Consider the following 17100-nt stretch of genomic DNA (forward strand, 5'->3'; position numbering starts at 1 on the left):
GGCGTGGAAGGATCCCGGCCATCCACGTGCTTTGCAGACGACGATAAAGCCGTGGATGACCGGGAACGCAGACAACTCTGGGTAGTCTGCGCAAGTGGGCCGCGATGCCTTGGTATATTGCCTTGGCGTGGCGGAAGAGGATCTTCAGCCGCCGCGCACCGGCGGCATCACCACTTCGTCGCGGCGGCAGGCGCGGCGGTCGATTTCCTCGCAGGCGTGAAATTGCATGTCCTTGCTCAGGCAGATCCGTACTTCGCTCAGGCGCCGGCCGGAGCAGGTCACCGAAATCGCCGAACTGCTCAGGCCCGGGTTGATCCTGATGAAGGCCGCCTCGAGATCGCTCGGAGCAACGGTTTTCTGCTCCGACAATTGCAGGAATTCCTCGGGGATCTTCACCGCCGCGCGCGCCTTGCGGATGCTCTCGAAATAGGCCCGCGCGCCAAGGCCCGAACAGGTGCCGTGCTTGTCCCACTCGTTGAAGATCAGGCCGGGCGCCGGCATCAGGTCCAGCATCGAGGTCATGATGTTGCGATCGAGCCGCGGCGAGGGCCGCTGGCAATATTCGGGAAAGCCGCGCTCATATTGCGGCCACAGGCCGTGGACAACGAAGGAATAGGGCCGTTCGCACTGGACCTGTGAGCGCCCGCTATTGCCGCGCTCGGCCGCCGCCTCACAGAACGAGGGCGACCAGGAAAGGGCCAGGACGTAAAAATCGAACTCGCCCGGGGCGTTCTGTCGGCGGTCCTGGGCGGACGCCATACCGGCGGAGGCGACAACAAGCGCCAGCGAAATCAGAAGCCGCAACATATTGACGGATCGGTGCATCCAACGCCCCCTCTACTCGACTACCGGGAGCCTAGCAGGGAGATGGAACATTTCAAGAACAAAATTGCATTGCCCGCAGCGCCAGCCGCGGGTGTCCATTCAATCGGGCGCGAATCAGGGCCGGGCGGCCCGGCAGCCCGGGCTATACGCCCAGTTGCGGTCAAGTCCGGTCACGCACCATTCGACGCCCTGTCCGAAGCCGGCGAAACCGCCATCCTCGATGATCGAATAGTGCACGGTGCGCATCTTGCCGTCGCTAAGCATCACGTCGCCGCTGCAGAAACGGCGCGGAATATTGTCAGATTGCCAGGGCCGGAACGCGGTTTCATGGATCCGGCCAAAGCCGGTGATAACAAGCGCCGAATTCCAGAACTTGCCCTCCTTCTCCTGGAACTGCGACGCAATCGTCGACAGCGCCCGCTCGCATTCGGCGACGCGGCCGTCATAGCTCGGGCCGAACAGCCCGAAATTCAATTCCAACGGGTTGGCGGCCTGGGCGGCATGGCTGAAGGCCAGCAGGGCGAGCACCGCCGTCATCGGGCCAAGTGTTTTGGGGCCGAGGGCTCTCAAGGATGTGAACAGGTTGCGCATGGGGAATCCGCCGGTAAACCAACGCCCGAGACGGTGCCGCGAAGCCCTGACGAGGTCAAGTGCAGCGCGGCAACACCTGACAGCTAAGTCCGCCTCGTGCCTTGAGTATTCTTTTCACGGCGGTCGGCGCACACTATGGTGGGCTTCAAGCGAAATGGAGTCTGCGATGCGAAGAATTGTGGCCGCGAGCCTGATTGCCATGGGCGGAATGCTGGCGGGCGCGCCGGTGCAGGCGCAATGGTGGGACATCGACACGGTGCCGCCGTTCAAGGGCAACGACACCGGCGGCATCATCGCCTATACGCTCGCGACGCAGGCCGATGCCCGGCAGCTCGCCGTCGACCACTGCGCCCGCTACGGCAAGGTTGTAAAATTCCTCGGCGTGCAACCGAACTACGGCGGCTATGTTTCCTTTGCCTGCCGCTGGGTGCCCTATGGCGCCGCAGAGCGGCCGCTGCGCACGCTTTACTGAGCGCCGCCGCTACCCTGATTTTCCGGCTGGACATGCTTTTGCCACGCAAAGCGTGTGTTCACTCGCGCGCACGATTTCGTGGAAAAGTTCAGGGGAGCCTACGCATGCGACGACTGTTTCTTGTGTCTTGTTCGGCCGTTGGTCTGTTGGCCCTGTTGCCAGTCAGCGGCGCCGTCGCCGTGGAGTTGCCGGTGCGCAAGGCCGGCCTGTGGGAGATGAAGGTGCTGAGCACCGGCGCGCCGTCGCCGGAGATGACGATGCAGCAGTGCACCGACGAGACCACCGACAAGGACATGAGCACTGCGTTCTCGCCGATGGCCAAGGAGATGTGCTCGAAGCAGGATATCCAGAAGACGTCAGCCGGCTATGTCACCGATTCCGTCTGCGCCATCGCCGGCATGACGATCAAGTCGCATGCCGAGATCACCGGCGACTTCAATTCCGCCTACACGGTGAAATCGACCTCGCACAGCGAAGGCGGCGCGGCCGGTGCCGCGCGCGACAACACCACGACGATCGAGGCCAAATGGCTCGGCGCCTGCAAGGGCGATCAGAAGGCCGGCGATATCGTGATGCCCGGCGGCATGAAGATGAACATCAAGGACATGGAAAAGCTGAAGTCCCTGATTCCGAAACAGCCGGGGAAATAGCGGCTCATCGCGGTTGCAGTCGGGCTACATGGTTCGAGACGCGCGGCGTTGCCGCGCTCCTCACTTTGAGGTTCTCATCCTGAGGAGGCGCCAACGGGTCGCGCGAATGCGCGCCCGATGACAGCCTCCGCGCCGTCTCGAAGGATGGCCACAACGCAGGTGTGAGCAGCGCCTATACCGGCACCCTTACCGCCGCCCTCAATCCGCCCATCGGGCTGTCGCCGAGCGTGATGTCGCCGCCATGCGAGCGGGCGATATCGCGGGCGATGGCGAGGCCCAGGCCCGTGCCGCCCTCGTCCTGGTTGCGGGCATCGTCGAGCCGCAGGAACGGCTTGAACACTTCCTCGCGCATATTGGCGGCAATGCCCGGCCCGTCGTCGTCGACCGTCACCGTCAGATAGCGGTGATCGCGGTGACCGGTGATCGCGACCGTCTTGGCGTGGCGCGCCGCGTTGGAGACGAGGTTGGCGATGCAGCGCTTGAACGAGGCCGGCTTCACCGTCACCACGGGCAGGCCGTGGAACGTCACCGTCGCGATATGGCCGTTGCGCTCGGCGTCGCTGCGCAGCTCTTCCAGCGCCTTCGCCATGTCGGTCGGCTGTGCGGTCTCGCCGCTGTCGCCGCGCGCAAAGGAGAGATAGGCCTCCAGCATGCCGGCCATTTCGTCGACATCCTTGCGCATGCCGTCGACCTCGGGACTGTCGCCGATCAGCGCAAGCTCGAGCTTGAAGCGGGTCAGGATCGTGCGCAGATCGTGGCTGACGCCGGCCAGCATCGCGGTGCGCTGCTCGATCGAGCGCTCGACGCGCGCCTTCATTTCCAGGAACGCCTGTGCGGCGCGCCGCACCTCCCGCGCGCCGCGGGGACGGAAATTCGGGGCCTCGCGGCCCTTGCCGAAGCTTTCGGCGGCGTCCGCCAGCCGCAGGATCGGCCTGATCTGGTTGCGCAGGAACAATACCGCGACGATCAGCAGGATCGAGGAAGTGCCGAGCATCCAGAAGATGAAGATTTCCGAATTGGAGGCGTAGGCCCTGCTGCGCTGCGCGAACACGCGCATCACGGCGTCGTCGAGCTGGATGCGGATCTCGACCAGATTGGACATACCGACGGTGTCGATCCAGAACGGACGGCTGATCTGGCGGCTGATCTGCCCCGAGAGCGATTGGTCGAGCAGCGAGAAAAACGGCTTTGGCCCCGGCGTGGGCATGTCGCCCGCCGGGAGGAAATCGACCACGAGCCCGAGCCGCTGCTGCGCGATGCGCTTGAGTTGCGCGCGATCCTTGTCCTGCGGATAAGTCTTATAGATGTCGATCAGGCTCGCGATATCCTGCACCACGGCGGCCGATAAATGCCTTGTCACCGTGTTCCAGTGCCGCTCCATGAACACGAAGGCGACCACCGTCTGCAGCATCACCATCGGCACGATCATGATCAGCAGCGCCCGGGCATAGAGGCCGGTCGGCATCCAGCTCTTGAACGCGTTGCCCATCCAGCCATTGGCCCTGGAGACGCGTTGCGACGCATTGCGGATGAATGTCAGGCCGGTGTCGAGCGTGCTCATGAATTGGCTCAGGGCGACGCGACCAGGCGATAGCCGATGCCGCGCACCGCCTGCAGGAACAGCGGATTGGCGGGATCGCGCTCGATCTTGCGCCGCAGGCGGTTGATCTGCACGTCGACCGCGCGCTCGTTCACCGTGCCGCCGCCGGTCAGCGCCGCGCGCGGCACGGTTTCGCCGGGGCTAACGGCCAGAATGCGCAGCATTTCGCGCTCGCGGTCGGTCAGGTGAATGATCTCCTCGCCCTGGCGCAGTTCGCCGCGGTCGAGATGATAGACGTAGGGGCCGAACGCGATCTGCTCCAGCGTCTCCACCGGCGGCGGTGCGGAGCGCTTGAGGATATTGCCGATCCGCAAGACCAGTTCGCGCGGCTCGAACGGTTTTGCGACATAGTCGTCGGCGCCGATCTGCAGGCCCTCGATCCGCGCCTCTGCCTCATGGCGCGCCGTCAGCATGATGATCGGCACCGAGGACGAGGTGCGGATGAAGCGGGCCAGATCGAAGCCGGTTTCGCCGGGCATCATGACGTCGAGGATCAGGAGGTCGAAATGCAGGCCGAGCAGTTTGGAGCGCGCGTCGCCCGCGCTCGACGCGGTGGTGACGCGATAACCCTCGCTGGACAGAAACCGCGACAAAAGATCGCGGATGCGGCGGTCGTCGTCGACCAGCAGGAGATGCGGGGCGTCGTCGGCCATTTGCCGCGGTGCGCGCGCAGTGGCCGCAGCGATGGTTGCTCCTTGCGCCACGGTCACTCCCTTGGCTTCTTGCCGGTCCCGAAGATCGCTTCGAGCACCTTGTCGGGGTCATCGCGATCGATCATTGCGCGCAAGAACTGGCTGATAACAGCGGCGCCTTCGGGATTGATGTCCCGGAGCGCACGGGTGATGCGATCGGTCTGCAGCCCTGCGAGCTTTGCCACCAAGGCTTCGCCCTTGGGGGTGGCGTAAAGAAGGCGCTGGCGGCGGTCGTTATTGCCGGTTTTCTGGACGATGTAACCCTCATCCAGCAACTGCTTGAGCACCCGGCCGAGCGACTGCTTGGTGATTCGCAACACGTCCAGGAGGTCGGCGACCTTGAGGCCGGGATAGCGGTGGACGAAATGCATCACGCGGTGATGGGCGCGGCCGAACCCGAAAGCCTCGAGCTCATTGTCGGCATCGCCCACGAAGTCGCGATAGGCGAAAAACAACAATTCGATGATGTCCCAGCGCAATTCACCGGCCCGCGAGGCAGCGGATGTGCCGGCGGCGCCTTGCGAATCGGGGTCGGCCGGGCCCCTTGAGAAATTTATGTCAGTCATGTTGACATATCTTGGGTTCAATGTTACAAAACTGCCAGCCACGACGAAACTTTAAGTCGTTTCGAACCTGGTGACGTGTCAGGCAGTCGGAAAAAGCCAGTAATGGCGGCAACGGCCGCAAATGAACTACCGTGCGATTGTCGAGCGGCATTTCGGCAAACATACTGGACTTCGGCATTCCGCAAAAGCATGTCCTCAGTCCAGACCTATTAAGCCGGCAGGCTCGGGTGACCGGCCTGCCAGGTATCGCACCGGTTCCGACAGCGGAAGCAAGGGCAGGAAGCTAAGGGAATGAGCTTGAAATTCGAAATCCAGCCGGCGGCCAATCCTACTCCTGAAAAGGAGCGCGCGGCAAAACTCGCGGACCCGGGCTTCGGCCGGATTTTCACCGATCACATGGCGATCGTCCGCTACAACCAGGCCAAGGGCTGGCATGGCGCGCGCGTCGAAGCCCGCGCCAATTTCTCGCTCGATCCGGCCGCGGCCGTCCTGCATTACGCGCAGGAGATTTTCGAAGGCCTCAAGGCCTACAAGCGCGACAACGGCGTGAACTTGTTCCGCCCCGACGCCAATGCCAGGCGCTTTCGGAATTCGGCGGAGCGCATGGCCATGGCGCCGGTACCCGAGCCTTTGTTCATCGAAGCGGTCGAACAGGTCGTGCGCATCGACAGCGCCTGGATCCCGGGCGGCGAGGGCAGTCTCTATTTGCGGCCCTTCATGATCGCGAACGAGGTCTTCCTCGGCGTGAAGCCATCAGCGGAATACATCTTCGCCGTCATCGCCTCGCCGGTTGGCTCCTATTTCAAGGGCGGGCCTGCGCCGGTGTCGATCTGGGTGTCGGAGAACTACACGCGCGCCGCGGTCGGCGGCACCGGCGCCGTCAAGTGCGGCGGCAATTACGCCGCGAGCCTGCGCGCGCAGGCCGAGGCCATCGAGCGCGGCTGCGATCAGGTGGTTTTCCTCGATGCGGTCGAGCGCCGCTACATCGAGGAACTCGGCGGCATGAACGTCTTCTTCGTGTTCGACGACGGGTCGCTGCTGACGCCGCCGCTCGGCACGATCCTGCCGGGCATCACCCGCGATTCTATCATTGCACTGGCGAAGGATTCCGGCACGCGCGTGCGCGAGGAGGCCTATACGATCGACCAGTGGCGCACGGATGCCGCCAGCGGAAAGCTGAAAGAGGCCTTCGCCTGCGGAACGGCGGCCGTGATCTCGCCGATCGGCAAGGTGTGTTCCGCGGGCGGCGAGTTTCTGATCAGCGGCGGCGCGGCCGGCCCCGTCGCCATGGGGCTGCGCAAGAAGCTGGTCGACATCCAGTACGGTCGCGCTGAAGACCCGCACGACTGGATCAGAAAGGTCCTGTGACCGGCGGCGGAATTATTCCGCCGCTCTGAGACTAATCACTTAAACGCTCGGTTACACGCGTCTCGTCGAGACGCGTGAGGGCTGGCGTGTGGCTAATTGAAACGGCGTCAATACGGGAGAGAGCCATGGGAGTTTCGTTCGACAAGATCGATGGCGTCATCTGGTACGACGGGAAGCTGGTGCCGTGGGCCGACGCCAACGTGCACATTCTCACGCATGGCCTGCATTATGCGAGCTGCGTGTTCGAGGGCGAGCGCGCCTATGGCGGCAGGGTCTTCAAGAGCACCGAACATTCCGAGCGGCTGAAGAACTCGGCCAACATCCTCGACTTCGAGATTCCCTGGTCGGTCGCCGAGATCGACGCCGCAAAACAGCTCGTGATCGACAAGAACAATTTGCCGGACGCCTATCTCCGCCCGATCGCCTGGCGCGGCTCCGAGATGATGGGCGTGTCGGCGCCGACCAACACCATCCATCTCGCCATCGCCGCTTGGGACTGGCCGAGCTATTTCGATCCGGCCGAAAAGCTGAAGGGCATCCGCATGTGCATGGCCGAGTACCGGCGGCCCGATCCGGCGACGATTCCGGCGATGGCGAAGGCGTCGGGACTCTACATGATCTGCACCATCTCAAAGCACAAGGCGGAGCGTGCCGGCTATGCCGATGCGATGATGATGGACTGGCAGGGGCGGGTGGCCGAATGCACCGGCGCCAACATCTTCTTCATCAAGGACGGCAAGATCCACACGCCGATTGCCGACTGCTTCCTCGCCGGCATCACCCGCGCCACCGCGATCGACCTCGCCAGGCGCCGCGGCATCGAGGTGATCGAGCGTCGCATCATGCCGGAGGAACTTGATGGTTTCACCGAGTGCTTCATCACCGGAACCGCGGCGGAAGTGACCCCGGTGGCGGAGATCGCCAATTGGAAGTTCACTCCCGGCAAGATCTCGGAGCAGCTGATGGCTGACTTCACCGCCGAAGTGCAGCCGAAGGGCAAGGCCGCGGCGTAAATTTCCCCGTCGACAGGTCGTCCTTTCTTGCTCTCCGGTTTCGGCTCCGGCCGCACGGTTCACCGCGCCGATCACGGTGAGGCGCGGGTCAGGGCTTCGTCGTCTGTCATGGTTGTTGAACTGGATAGAGGAACTCGGCTGGTCGGAGCCGCGTTGTGATGCCGAAGATTGACGGAGCATTCCAGCTGGCAGCAGCATCCGCGACGCCGCGCTGCACATCCCGATCGGAGCGATCTGGTTTTCAGGCGAAATGCGAAGCCATCATGGCCACGATCTTGAAGCGCTCAGGAAACGGGCGGACAAGAGCAACACGGAGGGCACATGAGAAACATCGTGAACGAAGACGGTGAGATCATCGCCAAGGCAACGAAAGACGGTACGCTGGTCGGCGGCCACCATCGCATCATAGCGGCGGGCAGCCTCAGTCAAAAACTGTTCTGGCAAGATACCGGCGAACCTGTGAAGCTTGACGCCTTAATGCATCTAACTTCTCATCGGCATATAGCTTGATGCGCTCGCCGCGTTAGCGAACGGCTTACTTCTTCTCGTCCTTCGGGGCCGGTGCACCGTCCCTGTCCCTTTTGATATTGCCCTTGGCTGCGCTCATGCCAGCCGTGTCCATCGAACCATCTGGCTTGGCGCCTTTCGTCGTTCCGGGCGGAGCGGCACGCCTCTTCCCGTGCGGGAGTCGTGAACTCTTCAGCGGCTCTGTGCGACCAACTCCCGGATTGCGGATAGAATTCGGTTCGTGGAATGGTGAAAATGACCTCAGCCCTCTCGATGTGCTCCAAATGCGTCGTGGCGGCCGCCGTCGCGGCGGTCCTCGCGTTTCTCGGCTCCCCGACGGGTAATGTCAGGGCCGAAGATCGCTCGCCGGTGATCGACCTCAGCTCTGGCAATCCGGAGATGAACGCCGCGATCGCAAAGGGGCGGGCGACGCTGCCGACTTTCTGGGCCTCCTACGACGCGCCAAAATCGTCGGAGACCGGTCACTCCCTCAAGGTGCGGTTTCCGAATCCGAGGAACAATGGCGAGCACATCTGGATGGCCGACGTGAAGAAGACCGCGGATGGCGGCTATTCGGGACGGTTCGCCAACGTGCCGCGCGATCTGCCCGGCAAGAAGGCCGGCGAGGTGGCCTTGTTCAAGGAGGCTGACATCTCGGACTGGATGTTCATGCGGAACGGCAAGATCGTCGGTGGCGAGACCATCAGGCCGCTGCTGAAATCACTGCCCAAGGCCGACGCCGACGCGCTTCGCGCGCGGCTGGAAACGCCTTGATCCCCTTAGACAGGTCCCTCTTCCCTCTCCCCTTGTGGGAGAGGGTACCCGAAGGGCGGGTGAGGGGTGCTCTCCGCGGATAGAGACCTTTCCCCGTGGACACAGACCCCTCATCCGGCGCTTCGCGCCACCTTCTCCCACAAGGGGAGAAGGGAAGAAGGCCACGGTTGCCCGACCGGGCCTTGGCTGGTACCAACGCGCCCCATGGCTGAAAAACCCAAAAAACCCCAGAAACTCCGCGCCCGTCTGCCGCGCGGGCTGGAAGATCGTGGCCCGGCGGCGATTGCCGCCACGCGCCAGATGGTCGAGAAAATCCGCGAAGTCTACGAGCGCTACGGCTTTGAGCCGGTGGAAACGCCCGCGATGGAGTTCACCGACGCGCTCGGCAAATTCCTGCCCGACCAGGACCGGCCGAACGAGGGCGTGTTCTCGTTTCAGGACGACGATGAGCAGTGGATCTCGCTGCGCTACGATCTGACCGCGCCGCTGGCGCGCTATGTGGCGGAGAACTTCGACGCGCTGCCGAAACCGTATCGCAGCTACCGCGCCGGCTATGTCTACCGCAACGAAAAGCCCGGCCCCGGCCGCTTCCGCCAGTTCATGCAGTTCGACGCCGACACGGTGGGTTCAGCTTCGCCGGCTGCCGATGCCGAGATGTGCATGATGGCGGCGGATACGATGGAAGCGCTTGGCATTCCGCGCGGCAGCTATGTCGTGAAGGTGAATAACCGCAAGGTGCTCGATGGTGTCCGCGATGCGCTCGGCATTGCGGATGACGGGCAATGGCTGACCGTCATGCGCGCGATCGACAAGCTCGATCGTCTTGGTGTTTCCGGCGTTCAGCAACTTCTTGGCGATGGCCGCAAGGACGAGTCAGGTGATTTCACCAAAGGTGCTGGTCTCAAGACCGACGACATTGCCCTGGTCGTCGGCGCGATCGAACCGGGTGCGCAGATCGATGCGCGGCTGCGTGACAGCAAGATCGGGCAGGAAGGCCGCGACGAACTCGACGCGATAAGCAAGCTTGTCACGGCATCGGGCTATGGTTCGGATCGAATCGTCATCGATCCCTCCGTTGTGCGCGGCCTCGAATATTACACCGGCCCGGTCTACGAAGTAGAACTCACGCTCGAAACCAAGGATGAAAAAGGCCGTCCGGTCCGCTTCGGCTCGGTCGGCGGCGGCGGGCGCTATGATGGCCTCGTCTCGCGCTTCCGCGGCGAGCCGGTGCCGGCGACGGGATTTTCCATCGGCGTGTCGCGGCTGCAGGCCGCGCTGACAATGCTTGGAAAGGTCGATACGAAACCGGCATTTGGCCCGGTCGTCGTCACGGCGTTCGGAGGAGAAATTGCTGACTATCAAAAGATGGTCGCAACTCTTCGCAACGCGAATATTCGCGCCGAACTGTATCTTGGAAATCCAAAGCACAGCATTGGCCAGCAAATGAAATATGCCGACAGACGAAACGCGCCCTGCGCGATCGTGCAGGGGTCGGACGAAAGGGCGAACGGCAAGATCCAGATCAAGGATCTGATCCTTGGTGCGGGGCTCACCGAGATCAAGGACCGCGAGGAATATTTGAAGAAGCAGGCCGAGGCCCAATACGAGGTCGACCAAGGCAAGCTCGTCGATGCCGTGCGCGAAGTGCTGGCGCGCCATGACGTGAAGTGGGGATAGCCATTCATTCGAGCCGTCATGCCCGGCCTTGTGCCGGGCATCCACGTCTTGTTTGATAGCCTTGATCGTGGACGGCCGGGACAAGCTTGGCCGTGACGAAAGAAAAACAACGAGGAGACCCAAATGCCTGAGATTACCGTGAGCATGGCCGCCGGCCGCACCGACGAACAGAAGGCCGGCATGATGCGCGACATCACCCAGGCGCTGGTCAAGAACCTCGGCGTCGATGCCGATGCGGTGGTGATCCAGATCAACGAAGCGCCGCTGGCCCACAAGATGAAGGGCGGCAAGACGTTTGTGGAGCGCGCGGCGGCCGCGAAGAAGTAAGGTTGGCTTCCATCTCTCGTCGTCCCTGCCTAGTGCGCAATTGCGCACGGGCGTAGGGACCCATAGCCGCCGGCGCTTGTTGTTTACCGCAGGCGTCCGGCATCGCTGCCTTGATCGAGGCATCACGCGGTGTGGGTCCCGGCGCAAGGCCGGGACGACAGCGGAGTTTGTTCGCGCTTCCGGAGAATCCCATGGACGCACGCGACTTCATCACAATCGGCATGAGTGCGGAGCGGACGCTGGTCGTGCCCCCTGAGCGCACAGTGGGGCATTTCGTGCCTGATATGCCGATGGTCTATGCGACCCCGATGATGATCCTGGAAATGGAGATGGCATCCAGCGACGCCATCAGAGGCCATCTGCAGCCGGGCTGGATCACGGTTGGAACCGAGGTCGATATCCGCCATCTCGGCGCGTCGCTGGTCGGCGCGACCGTGCGTGTCACGGGAAAAGTCTTTGCGGTGGAGCGCCGCGTCATCCGCTTCGAGGTCGAAGCCTTCGAGGGCGAGCGCAAAATCGGCGACGGCCGCCATGCCCGCGGCCTCGTCAATGCCGAGATGTTTATGAAGCGGTTTGCAGGAAAGTAGCCGCGCTGTTCGACCTCATCCTGAGGAGCGCGTTAGCGCGTCTCGAAGGATGAATGCCGAGGTGCAGCAGCCGGGCCACATGGTTCGAGACGGCGCTGGCGCGCCTCCTCACCATGAGGATAACCGCAACCCTACTTCGCCAGATCCTTCGAACGCTGCGTCGCCGCGGCCACCGCGCGCGTCAGCAGCGGCTGCAGGCCGTTCGGCCCCATCAGCACATCAAGTGCGGCGGCCGTGGTGCCGCCTGGCGAAGTGACATTCTGGCGCAGGGTCGCGGGAGCCAGTTCCGAGCGATGTAGCAACTCGCCGGAGCCGGCGACGGTTTCGCGGGCAAGCCGGGCGGCAAGCTCTGCCGGCAGGCCGGCCGCGACGCCAGCGCGCGCGAGTTCTTCGGCGAGCAGGAAGACATAGGCCGGACCGGAGCCGGAGACCGCGGTCACTGCGTCCATCAGGCTTTCCTTGTCGACCCATTCCACCGCGCCTGTGGCGCGCAACAGCGCATCCGCAATCGCGCGCTGCGCGGCGCTGACATTCTTGGCGGCGACCGCGACCGTGATGCCGCGGCCGATCGCGGCCGGCGTGTTGGGCATGGCGCGAACCACGCTGCCGCCGCAGACCGCTTCGAGCAGGGCGATGTTCGTGCCGGCCATGATCGAGACCACCAGCGTCGACGGGCCGGTGAACGGCTTGAATGTGGCACCGGCCTCGCGGAACGACTGCGGCTTCACCGCAACCACCAGCGTGTCGACCTCGCCGATATCTTTCGCTGCTGGATTGATCCGGATGCCTTGCGCCGCCAGCGCGCCGATCTCGGGGGACGGCTGCGGCTCGATCACCACGACGCGCCTGGCGTCGAGGCCGCCGGCCAGCCATCCCGTCAGCATCGCGCCGCCCATTTTGCCGGCGCCGGCAAGCGCGATGGTGCCGTGGAGGTTTTGAAGGGTGTTGTTGCTGCTCACCGCTACCACCATACGCTGTCGTCCCTGCCTAGTGCGCAATTGCGCACGGGCGCAGGGACCCATAACCACAGGCGGTTTTAGTGAAGCGAGAGAAGGGCGACAAGCAATTTGCTTAAGCCCGAGGGGTCACGGCGTATGGGTCCCTGCGTTCGCAGGGACGACATTGAATGCGCAGGAGCGGCGGGAACTACGCCTCGCCCTCGGTATCGAACATCGCCGCGCTCATTGCATCTGTGGCGGTCTTCCCGGCCCAGACCACGAACTGGAACGCGGGGTAATAGCGCTCGCAGGCGTGGATGGCGCCGGCCAGCATGGCCTCGCATTGCGCGGTCGAGGCGGTCAGCCCGCCCGGCAACAGCAGCGCCTGCCGATACATGATCATGCCGGTATGGGTCCAGATGTCGAAATGGCCGATCCATAGTTGCTCGTTGACCGCCGCGATCAGCCGCTGCACTTCGGCGCGGCGCGCAGGCGGAATCTTCATGTCGAAGGCGGAGGCCAGATGCAGCGCTTCGATCTCCCCCATCCAGGTGAAGGAGAGCTGATAGTCCGTCCAGTTGCCCTTGGAGACGATCGTGACTTCGTCTTCGCCGGAGCGCTCGAACGCCCAATTATTCTCGGCGGCAATGTCCTCGACCGCCGCGAGCGGGTTGTTCCGGGAATCGATAATGCCTTCGAGGAGGGACATGCCGTCTCGACCTTGTTTTTGAATTATTCTGATACGCACGCGAAGCACGGTGCGCGTTGAACTGACGTGTCGCCGCCGGCTGCAATCCCCCCGATCGCCAATCATCCCGGGGCCTACCGACGCTCAAGTGATGTGATTTGCGGAATCCGCGCAACTGACCCCTGAGTCCGTCCACAGGCCAAAGCGGCGTCGTCCACAGCAGATCGCAGCCACAGTTATTAATTTGAGAACAAACCGGAGTCGGATTCGAGCGCCACGGAGTCCAGCGGTCGGCAAATCAGGCCGGTCCGCCACAATAGTTAATAGATCGTGATGGTTAATAGACCGTTAATTGCCTTGGGATGGATCCATTTCGCGTCCCCCGCCGCCCGGATAAGGAAGGTAGAGGCTGGTTCCCGCCTCCACGCGCGAGGACGCCGACGTCATCGCAGATCGGCAGACGGCTTGAAAAGTCCGCGAACGCGCTGCGGGCTATTTCTCGCGCGCAACCACTGGACACGCCTCGATGGCCGACCCTAGCCACGCGCCTTCGATTTCGACGCAGGGCCGGGAAGCATCGACGCGCAAGCCGTACCGCTCCAGCAAAGGTTCGCGGATCGGCTTGCCGCGCGTGTGCAATCCCCATGCACCGCCCGGCGGCGGATTTTTCAACCCGGTGCGAATCCGGCGATCGAACTCGCCGTCGGGCATGATGGGCAGGGCAATGTCGGCGATCTGATAGAACCGCGACTCGGGCGGCAGCCGCGGGGCGATGTAGGCCAGCGGCTTGTCGAGAAGAAGATAGATCGCGGGCTGTTCAATCGATTTCGAGATCGTCGGGTTGTACGGATTGGACCAGGGGCGGTGGAACCAGTCTCCCGGTTGCGACCACAACGCGATGGCCAGGGCAATCGTGAGCATCACCGCATTCATGATGCGCAGCGAAGATACGCGGAGCGAGGCAAATCCGGGCGTGCCGGCCAGGCAGCGTGCAATCAGCAGCACGATCAAGGGCGCGCACAACAGCTCCAGCACGATCGCGTAGCGCTGGATCGAAAACACGGCGAGCCATGCCGCATAGGAGACGGCGAAGAACAGCATGAACTGAGTATCGCGGCGCGTGAAGATATCGGTGCGCGTGACGAGGCCGCGGCCGATCCCGAGCACGATCAACACCGTCGCGACCGCAAACCGCGCGTCGCGGAACGGATATTCCGAGCTTCTGTTGTCGCCGACCAGCCAGTAGAAGGGATAGGCCAGCGCGTCCAGGATGCCGCGCGGCAGTAATTCCCAGTCCATGATGTTCGTCGGGACCAATTCCGGGGACTGGAACACGGCGTTGAAGAGCGGAAAAATCGGATTGCCCATTTCGCGCCAGAGCATCAGCCCCCATGCGCCGCCTGTCGCCAGCGCGCCGACCGCGCCGCCAAGTCCGAGGCAGAACGTTGCCTTCAGCGGCCGGCTGGCGGCGAGCACGGCGGCGGCGGCACCGAGCGCGTAGACGACATTGGTCAGCTTCAGCCCGACGGCTGCGCCGATCAGCAGGCCTGCGAGAACGTAGCGTCCATGATGCGATCCATCCGCCGACACGATCAGGATACATCCAGCAAGAATCGGAAGCGCGGTGAGGATGTCGGAGAAGCTCGTGCCCACTTCCGAAATCGTCATCGGCCCGACCGCGGCAATCAGGATCGACGCGCCGATCGCGCTCGCCGTTGCGGCTTCCCGCAACAGGGCGCGGACCAGAAAATAGATCAGCAGCAGATTGAGGCCGTGCACCGCGCCCATGATCATCAGGCCATAGGGCAGTGGCAGCAGATGGCGCAGATAATAAACCGGGAAATAGACGGTCGGATTGAAGTAGGTCTGGAAGCCCGGCGGCAGCGCATCGAGGCCATAGCGGCCGTTGATCACGGCCCAGACATTGTACTCGTGGTAATTCTGCCAGTCCCAGTTGACGTCCTCGCCGACAAACCAGGTGTAGATGGCACCGGCCAGGAGCGAGCCGAGCGCGATGGCTATCGGCACCAGGACATTGGTTTGAAGAACAGGCGTTTGCCAGGCCCGGTCGGCGGGCTCTCCTGCATCCCTGCCGGCAACGTCGGCGGCGTCTGTCACGCTGGTTCCCCATGTGTCGCCCGGGCGATCTGGAGCTGGGCGCAATAGACACCTCTAGGATGCCGGCTTTAAGGATCCGTGAATGTTTCGCCATGCATCGATACGTTCGGGATGGTTCGCAAATCGCGCGTTAACGCTCGTTCGCTAGCGTTGCACAGCTTCCACGCAGGATGGGCCCATGACCTCGGAATTCTCAGCCGCTTCCCTCCGCTCGACGCCAGCCACGGCGGGGCGAGAAGGGCTGAAGCCGATGCCGTTGCTTCTGATCGGCGTCGTCTTCGCCATCGCCATCGGGCTCAGGCAGGTCGTCCCCCTGAACACCGATGTGAGCTGGCTGCTCGTCATCGGCGAACGCATGCTGGACGGCCAGCGGCTCTTTCGCGACATTGTCGAGATCAATCCGCCGATGGCGCCCTTCGCCTATCTGCCGGGTGTGGCGCTGGCGCGCGTTCTCGGCGTCGATCCGCGACATGTGATCGATGCCCAGCTTCTGCTGCTTGCCGCAGCCTCCCTGTTCGCCGTGTCGCGCATCCTGCGTCTTGCGCCGGCGACGGCCCCGTTGAAATCCGGAGCGTTTGCCGTCTGGGCGGCGGCCGTCGTGACGATCTTGCCGATGCACGTCTTCGCGCAGCGCGAACATATCGCGCTGCTCACCTTCCTTCCCGCGCTCGCCGTTTACGCCTTGCGCAGCGATCGCGAAACGCTGCCGCTATGGGCCATCCTGATCGCCGGCGCAGGCGCCGGCATCACGCTCGCCTTCAAGCCGTTCTTCGCGGTGCCGGTGGCTTTGTGCATCCTGTTTGCCGCCATCCGCTCGCGCTCATGGCGCGTGCTGTTTGCGCCGGAAAACATCATCGCGGGCGTCATCGTGACGATCGTCAGTCTTGGAACGTACTTCTTCTATTCTGAGTATTTCACGATCACCTATCCGCTCGTTCGCGATACCTATTTGTCGTGGTCGATGCCGGCTGCGGTCATCTTCCTGAACGACGCAACGCTGATCTTTGCGGTTGCGCTGGTGTCGGTGTTGGTGGCGCGGCAGAAATCGGAGTCAGATCCGGCGTTGCTGGTGGCGATGCTTGCCTCGGCCGGGTTTGCCGTCTCGTTCTTCCTGCAGCGGCGCGGCTGGGCCTACCACTCCTACCCGATGGTCGCGATCGCCTTGCTCGCAATGGGATACGTCCTGACGGGAGTGGGCGCCACGGAATCGCGCCCGCGCCGTTTTGCAGCAGCGTCGATCTTCGTCATGGCTGCGACGTTCGCGTTCGGCATGCTCTGGTTCAACACCACCGTCTATGTAGGCCCGATCAAGGAAGCCATCGCGGGTCTCAAACCGAATCCCCGCATCCTGGTGCTGAGCGGTGAGGCGGCGATTGGGCATCCGCTGGTGCGTGACGTCGGGGGCGTGTGGGTTTCCCGGCAGGAGAATCTGTGGCTTAGGGCGTTTACGCGGGTGACGCGCGAAAAGACCTCCGTCGACGCTGCGACCGACGCCCGGCTGAACGACTATCTGGCGCTGGAGCGCAAATGGCTGATCGAGGATTTTCGAAAATTGCCGCCTGACATCGTCCTGGTCGACAATTTGCGCGACGGATGGGGTGACTGGGTGCGCGCCGACGCCGAGCTGACGCAGCTTTTCAAGCCGTATTCGCTTGTAAGGACGGTCGAAGGGATCGACATCCTGCGCCGGACGGAATGACCCGCGCA

The 17100-nt window shown here is 63.3% G+C and carries 18 protein-coding genes; 10 read left to right on the forward strand and 8 right to left on the reverse strand.

Annotated features, from left to right (window positions below):
- Window positions 1-144 precede the first annotated feature (144 nt).
- A complete protein-coding gene (locus ACVWVY_RS14455; protein WP_456626983.1) occupies window positions 145-825 on the reverse strand; it encodes a ribonuclease T2 family protein in 681 nt (226 codons plus the stop codon).
- 114 nt (window positions 826-939) lie between these two features.
- On the reverse strand, window positions 940-1362 hold the full coding sequence (locus ACVWVY_RS14460) for a hypothetical protein (protein ID WP_456632210.1): 423 nt from the start codon (window positions 1360-1362) through the stop codon (window positions 940-942).
- A 220-nt stretch (window positions 1363-1582) separates the two neighbouring features.
- On the opposite strand from ACVWVY_RS14460, the gene ACVWVY_RS14465 reads away from it, so the two are divergent.
- Together ACVWVY_RS14465 and ACVWVY_RS14470 are read left to right on the forward strand one after the other, a co-directional pair.
- Window positions 1583-1888, forward strand: a complete 306-nt coding sequence (locus ACVWVY_RS14465) for a hypothetical protein (protein WP_456626984.1) — start codon at window positions 1583-1585, stop codon at window positions 1886-1888.
- A gap of 104 nt (window positions 1889-1992) precedes the next feature.
- A complete protein-coding gene (locus tag ACVWVY_RS14470; protein ID WP_456626985.1) occupies window positions 1993-2538 on the forward strand; it encodes a DUF3617 domain-containing protein in 546 nt (181 codons plus the stop codon).
- A 172-nt stretch (window positions 2539-2710) separates the two neighbouring features.
- Here ACVWVY_RS14470 and ACVWVY_RS14475 read toward each other — a convergent pair whose 3' ends face one another.
- From ACVWVY_RS14475 to ACVWVY_RS14485, 3 genes are read right to left on the reverse strand one after another with little or no spacing between them, the layout of a single operon-like run.
- Entirely contained in the window at window positions 2711-4099 is a 1389-nt protein-coding gene (locus tag ACVWVY_RS14475; protein ID WP_456626986.1) for an ATP-binding protein, read from the reverse strand.
- 8 nt (window positions 4100-4107) lie between these two features.
- Window positions 4108-4791, reverse strand: coding sequence for a response regulator (locus tag ACVWVY_RS14480; protein ID WP_456632211.1), 684 nt, complete (start codon window positions 4789-4791; stop codon window positions 4108-4110).
- 53 nt (window positions 4792-4844) lie between these two features.
- Window positions 4845-5396 (reverse strand): MarR family winged helix-turn-helix transcriptional regulator, encoded by a 552-nt coding sequence (locus ACVWVY_RS14485; protein WP_456626987.1) that lies wholly within the window; start codon window positions 5394-5396, stop codon window positions 4845-4847.
- 291 nt (window positions 5397-5687) lie between these two features.
- Between ACVWVY_RS14485 and ACVWVY_RS14490 the strand changes: the two genes are divergently transcribed.
- The 7 genes from ACVWVY_RS14490 (at window position 5688) to ACVWVY_RS14520 (ending at window position 11649) form a co-directional block, all read left to right on the forward strand.
- Window positions 5688-6764 carry a branched-chain amino acid aminotransferase gene (locus ACVWVY_RS14490; protein WP_456626988.1) on the forward strand — a complete coding sequence of 359 codons (1077 nt, stop codon included), beginning with the start codon at window positions 5688-5690 and terminating at the stop codon, window positions 6762-6764.
- Window positions 6765-6889: 125 nt separating this feature from the next.
- A complete protein-coding gene (locus ACVWVY_RS14495) occupies window positions 6890-7777 on the forward strand; it encodes a branched-chain amino acid aminotransferase (protein WP_456626989.1) in 888 nt (295 codons plus the stop codon).
- 321 nt (window positions 7778-8098) lie between these two features.
- A complete protein-coding gene (locus ACVWVY_RS14500) occupies window positions 8099-8287 on the forward strand; it encodes a hypothetical protein (RefSeq protein WP_456626990.1) in 189 nt (62 codons plus the stop codon).
- A gap of 252 nt (window positions 8288-8539) precedes the next feature.
- Window positions 8540-9058: a YegJ family protein gene (locus tag ACVWVY_RS14505; protein ID WP_456626991.1), complete on the forward strand. Its 519-nt coding sequence runs from the start codon at window positions 8540-8542 to the stop codon at window positions 9056-9058.
- A gap of 204 nt (window positions 9059-9262) precedes the next feature.
- A complete protein-coding gene (hisS, locus tag ACVWVY_RS14510; RefSeq protein ID WP_456626992.1) occupies window positions 9263-10735 on the forward strand; it encodes a histidine--tRNA ligase in 1473 nt (490 codons plus the stop codon).
- A gap of 123 nt (window positions 10736-10858) precedes the next feature.
- Window positions 10859-11062, forward strand: coding sequence for a tautomerase family protein (locus ACVWVY_RS14515; protein ID WP_025590867.1), 204 nt, complete (start codon window positions 10859-10861; stop codon window positions 11060-11062).
- 191 nt (window positions 11063-11253) lie between these two features.
- Window positions 11254-11649, forward strand: coding sequence for a thioesterase family protein (locus ACVWVY_RS14520; RefSeq protein ID WP_456626993.1), 396 nt, complete (start codon window positions 11254-11256; stop codon window positions 11647-11649).
- Between the two features lie 131 nt (window positions 11650-11780).
- On the opposite strand, the gene proC is transcribed toward ACVWVY_RS14520, so the two are convergent.
- The 3 genes from proC to ACVWVY_RS14535 form a co-directional block, all read right to left on the reverse strand.
- The gene (gene proC, locus ACVWVY_RS14525; protein WP_456626994.1) at window positions 11781-12620 is read right to left on the reverse strand and encodes a pyrroline-5-carboxylate reductase; all 840 of its coding nucleotides are present in this window, start codon (window positions 12618-12620) and stop codon (window positions 11781-11783) included.
- A gap of 175 nt (window positions 12621-12795) precedes the next feature.
- The gene (locus tag ACVWVY_RS14530) at window positions 12796-13296 is read right to left on the reverse strand and encodes a YbjN domain-containing protein (RefSeq protein ID WP_456626995.1); all 501 of its coding nucleotides are present in this window, start codon (window positions 13294-13296) and stop codon (window positions 12796-12798) included.
- Between the two features lie 471 nt (window positions 13297-13767).
- Window positions 13768-15393: a glycosyltransferase family 87 protein gene (locus ACVWVY_RS14535; RefSeq protein ID WP_456626996.1), complete on the reverse strand. Its 1626-nt coding sequence runs from the start codon at window positions 15391-15393 to the stop codon at window positions 13768-13770.
- 178 nt (window positions 15394-15571) lie between these two features.
- Here ACVWVY_RS14535 and ACVWVY_RS14540 point away from each other — a divergent pair, with 178 nt between their 5' ends.
- Window positions 15572-17092 (forward strand): hypothetical protein, encoded by a 1521-nt coding sequence (locus ACVWVY_RS14540; protein WP_456626997.1) that lies wholly within the window; start codon window positions 15572-15574, stop codon window positions 17090-17092.
- Window positions 17093-17100: the final 8 nt, after the last annotated feature.

Source organism: Bradyrhizobium sp. URHC0002 (assembly GCF_054059515.1).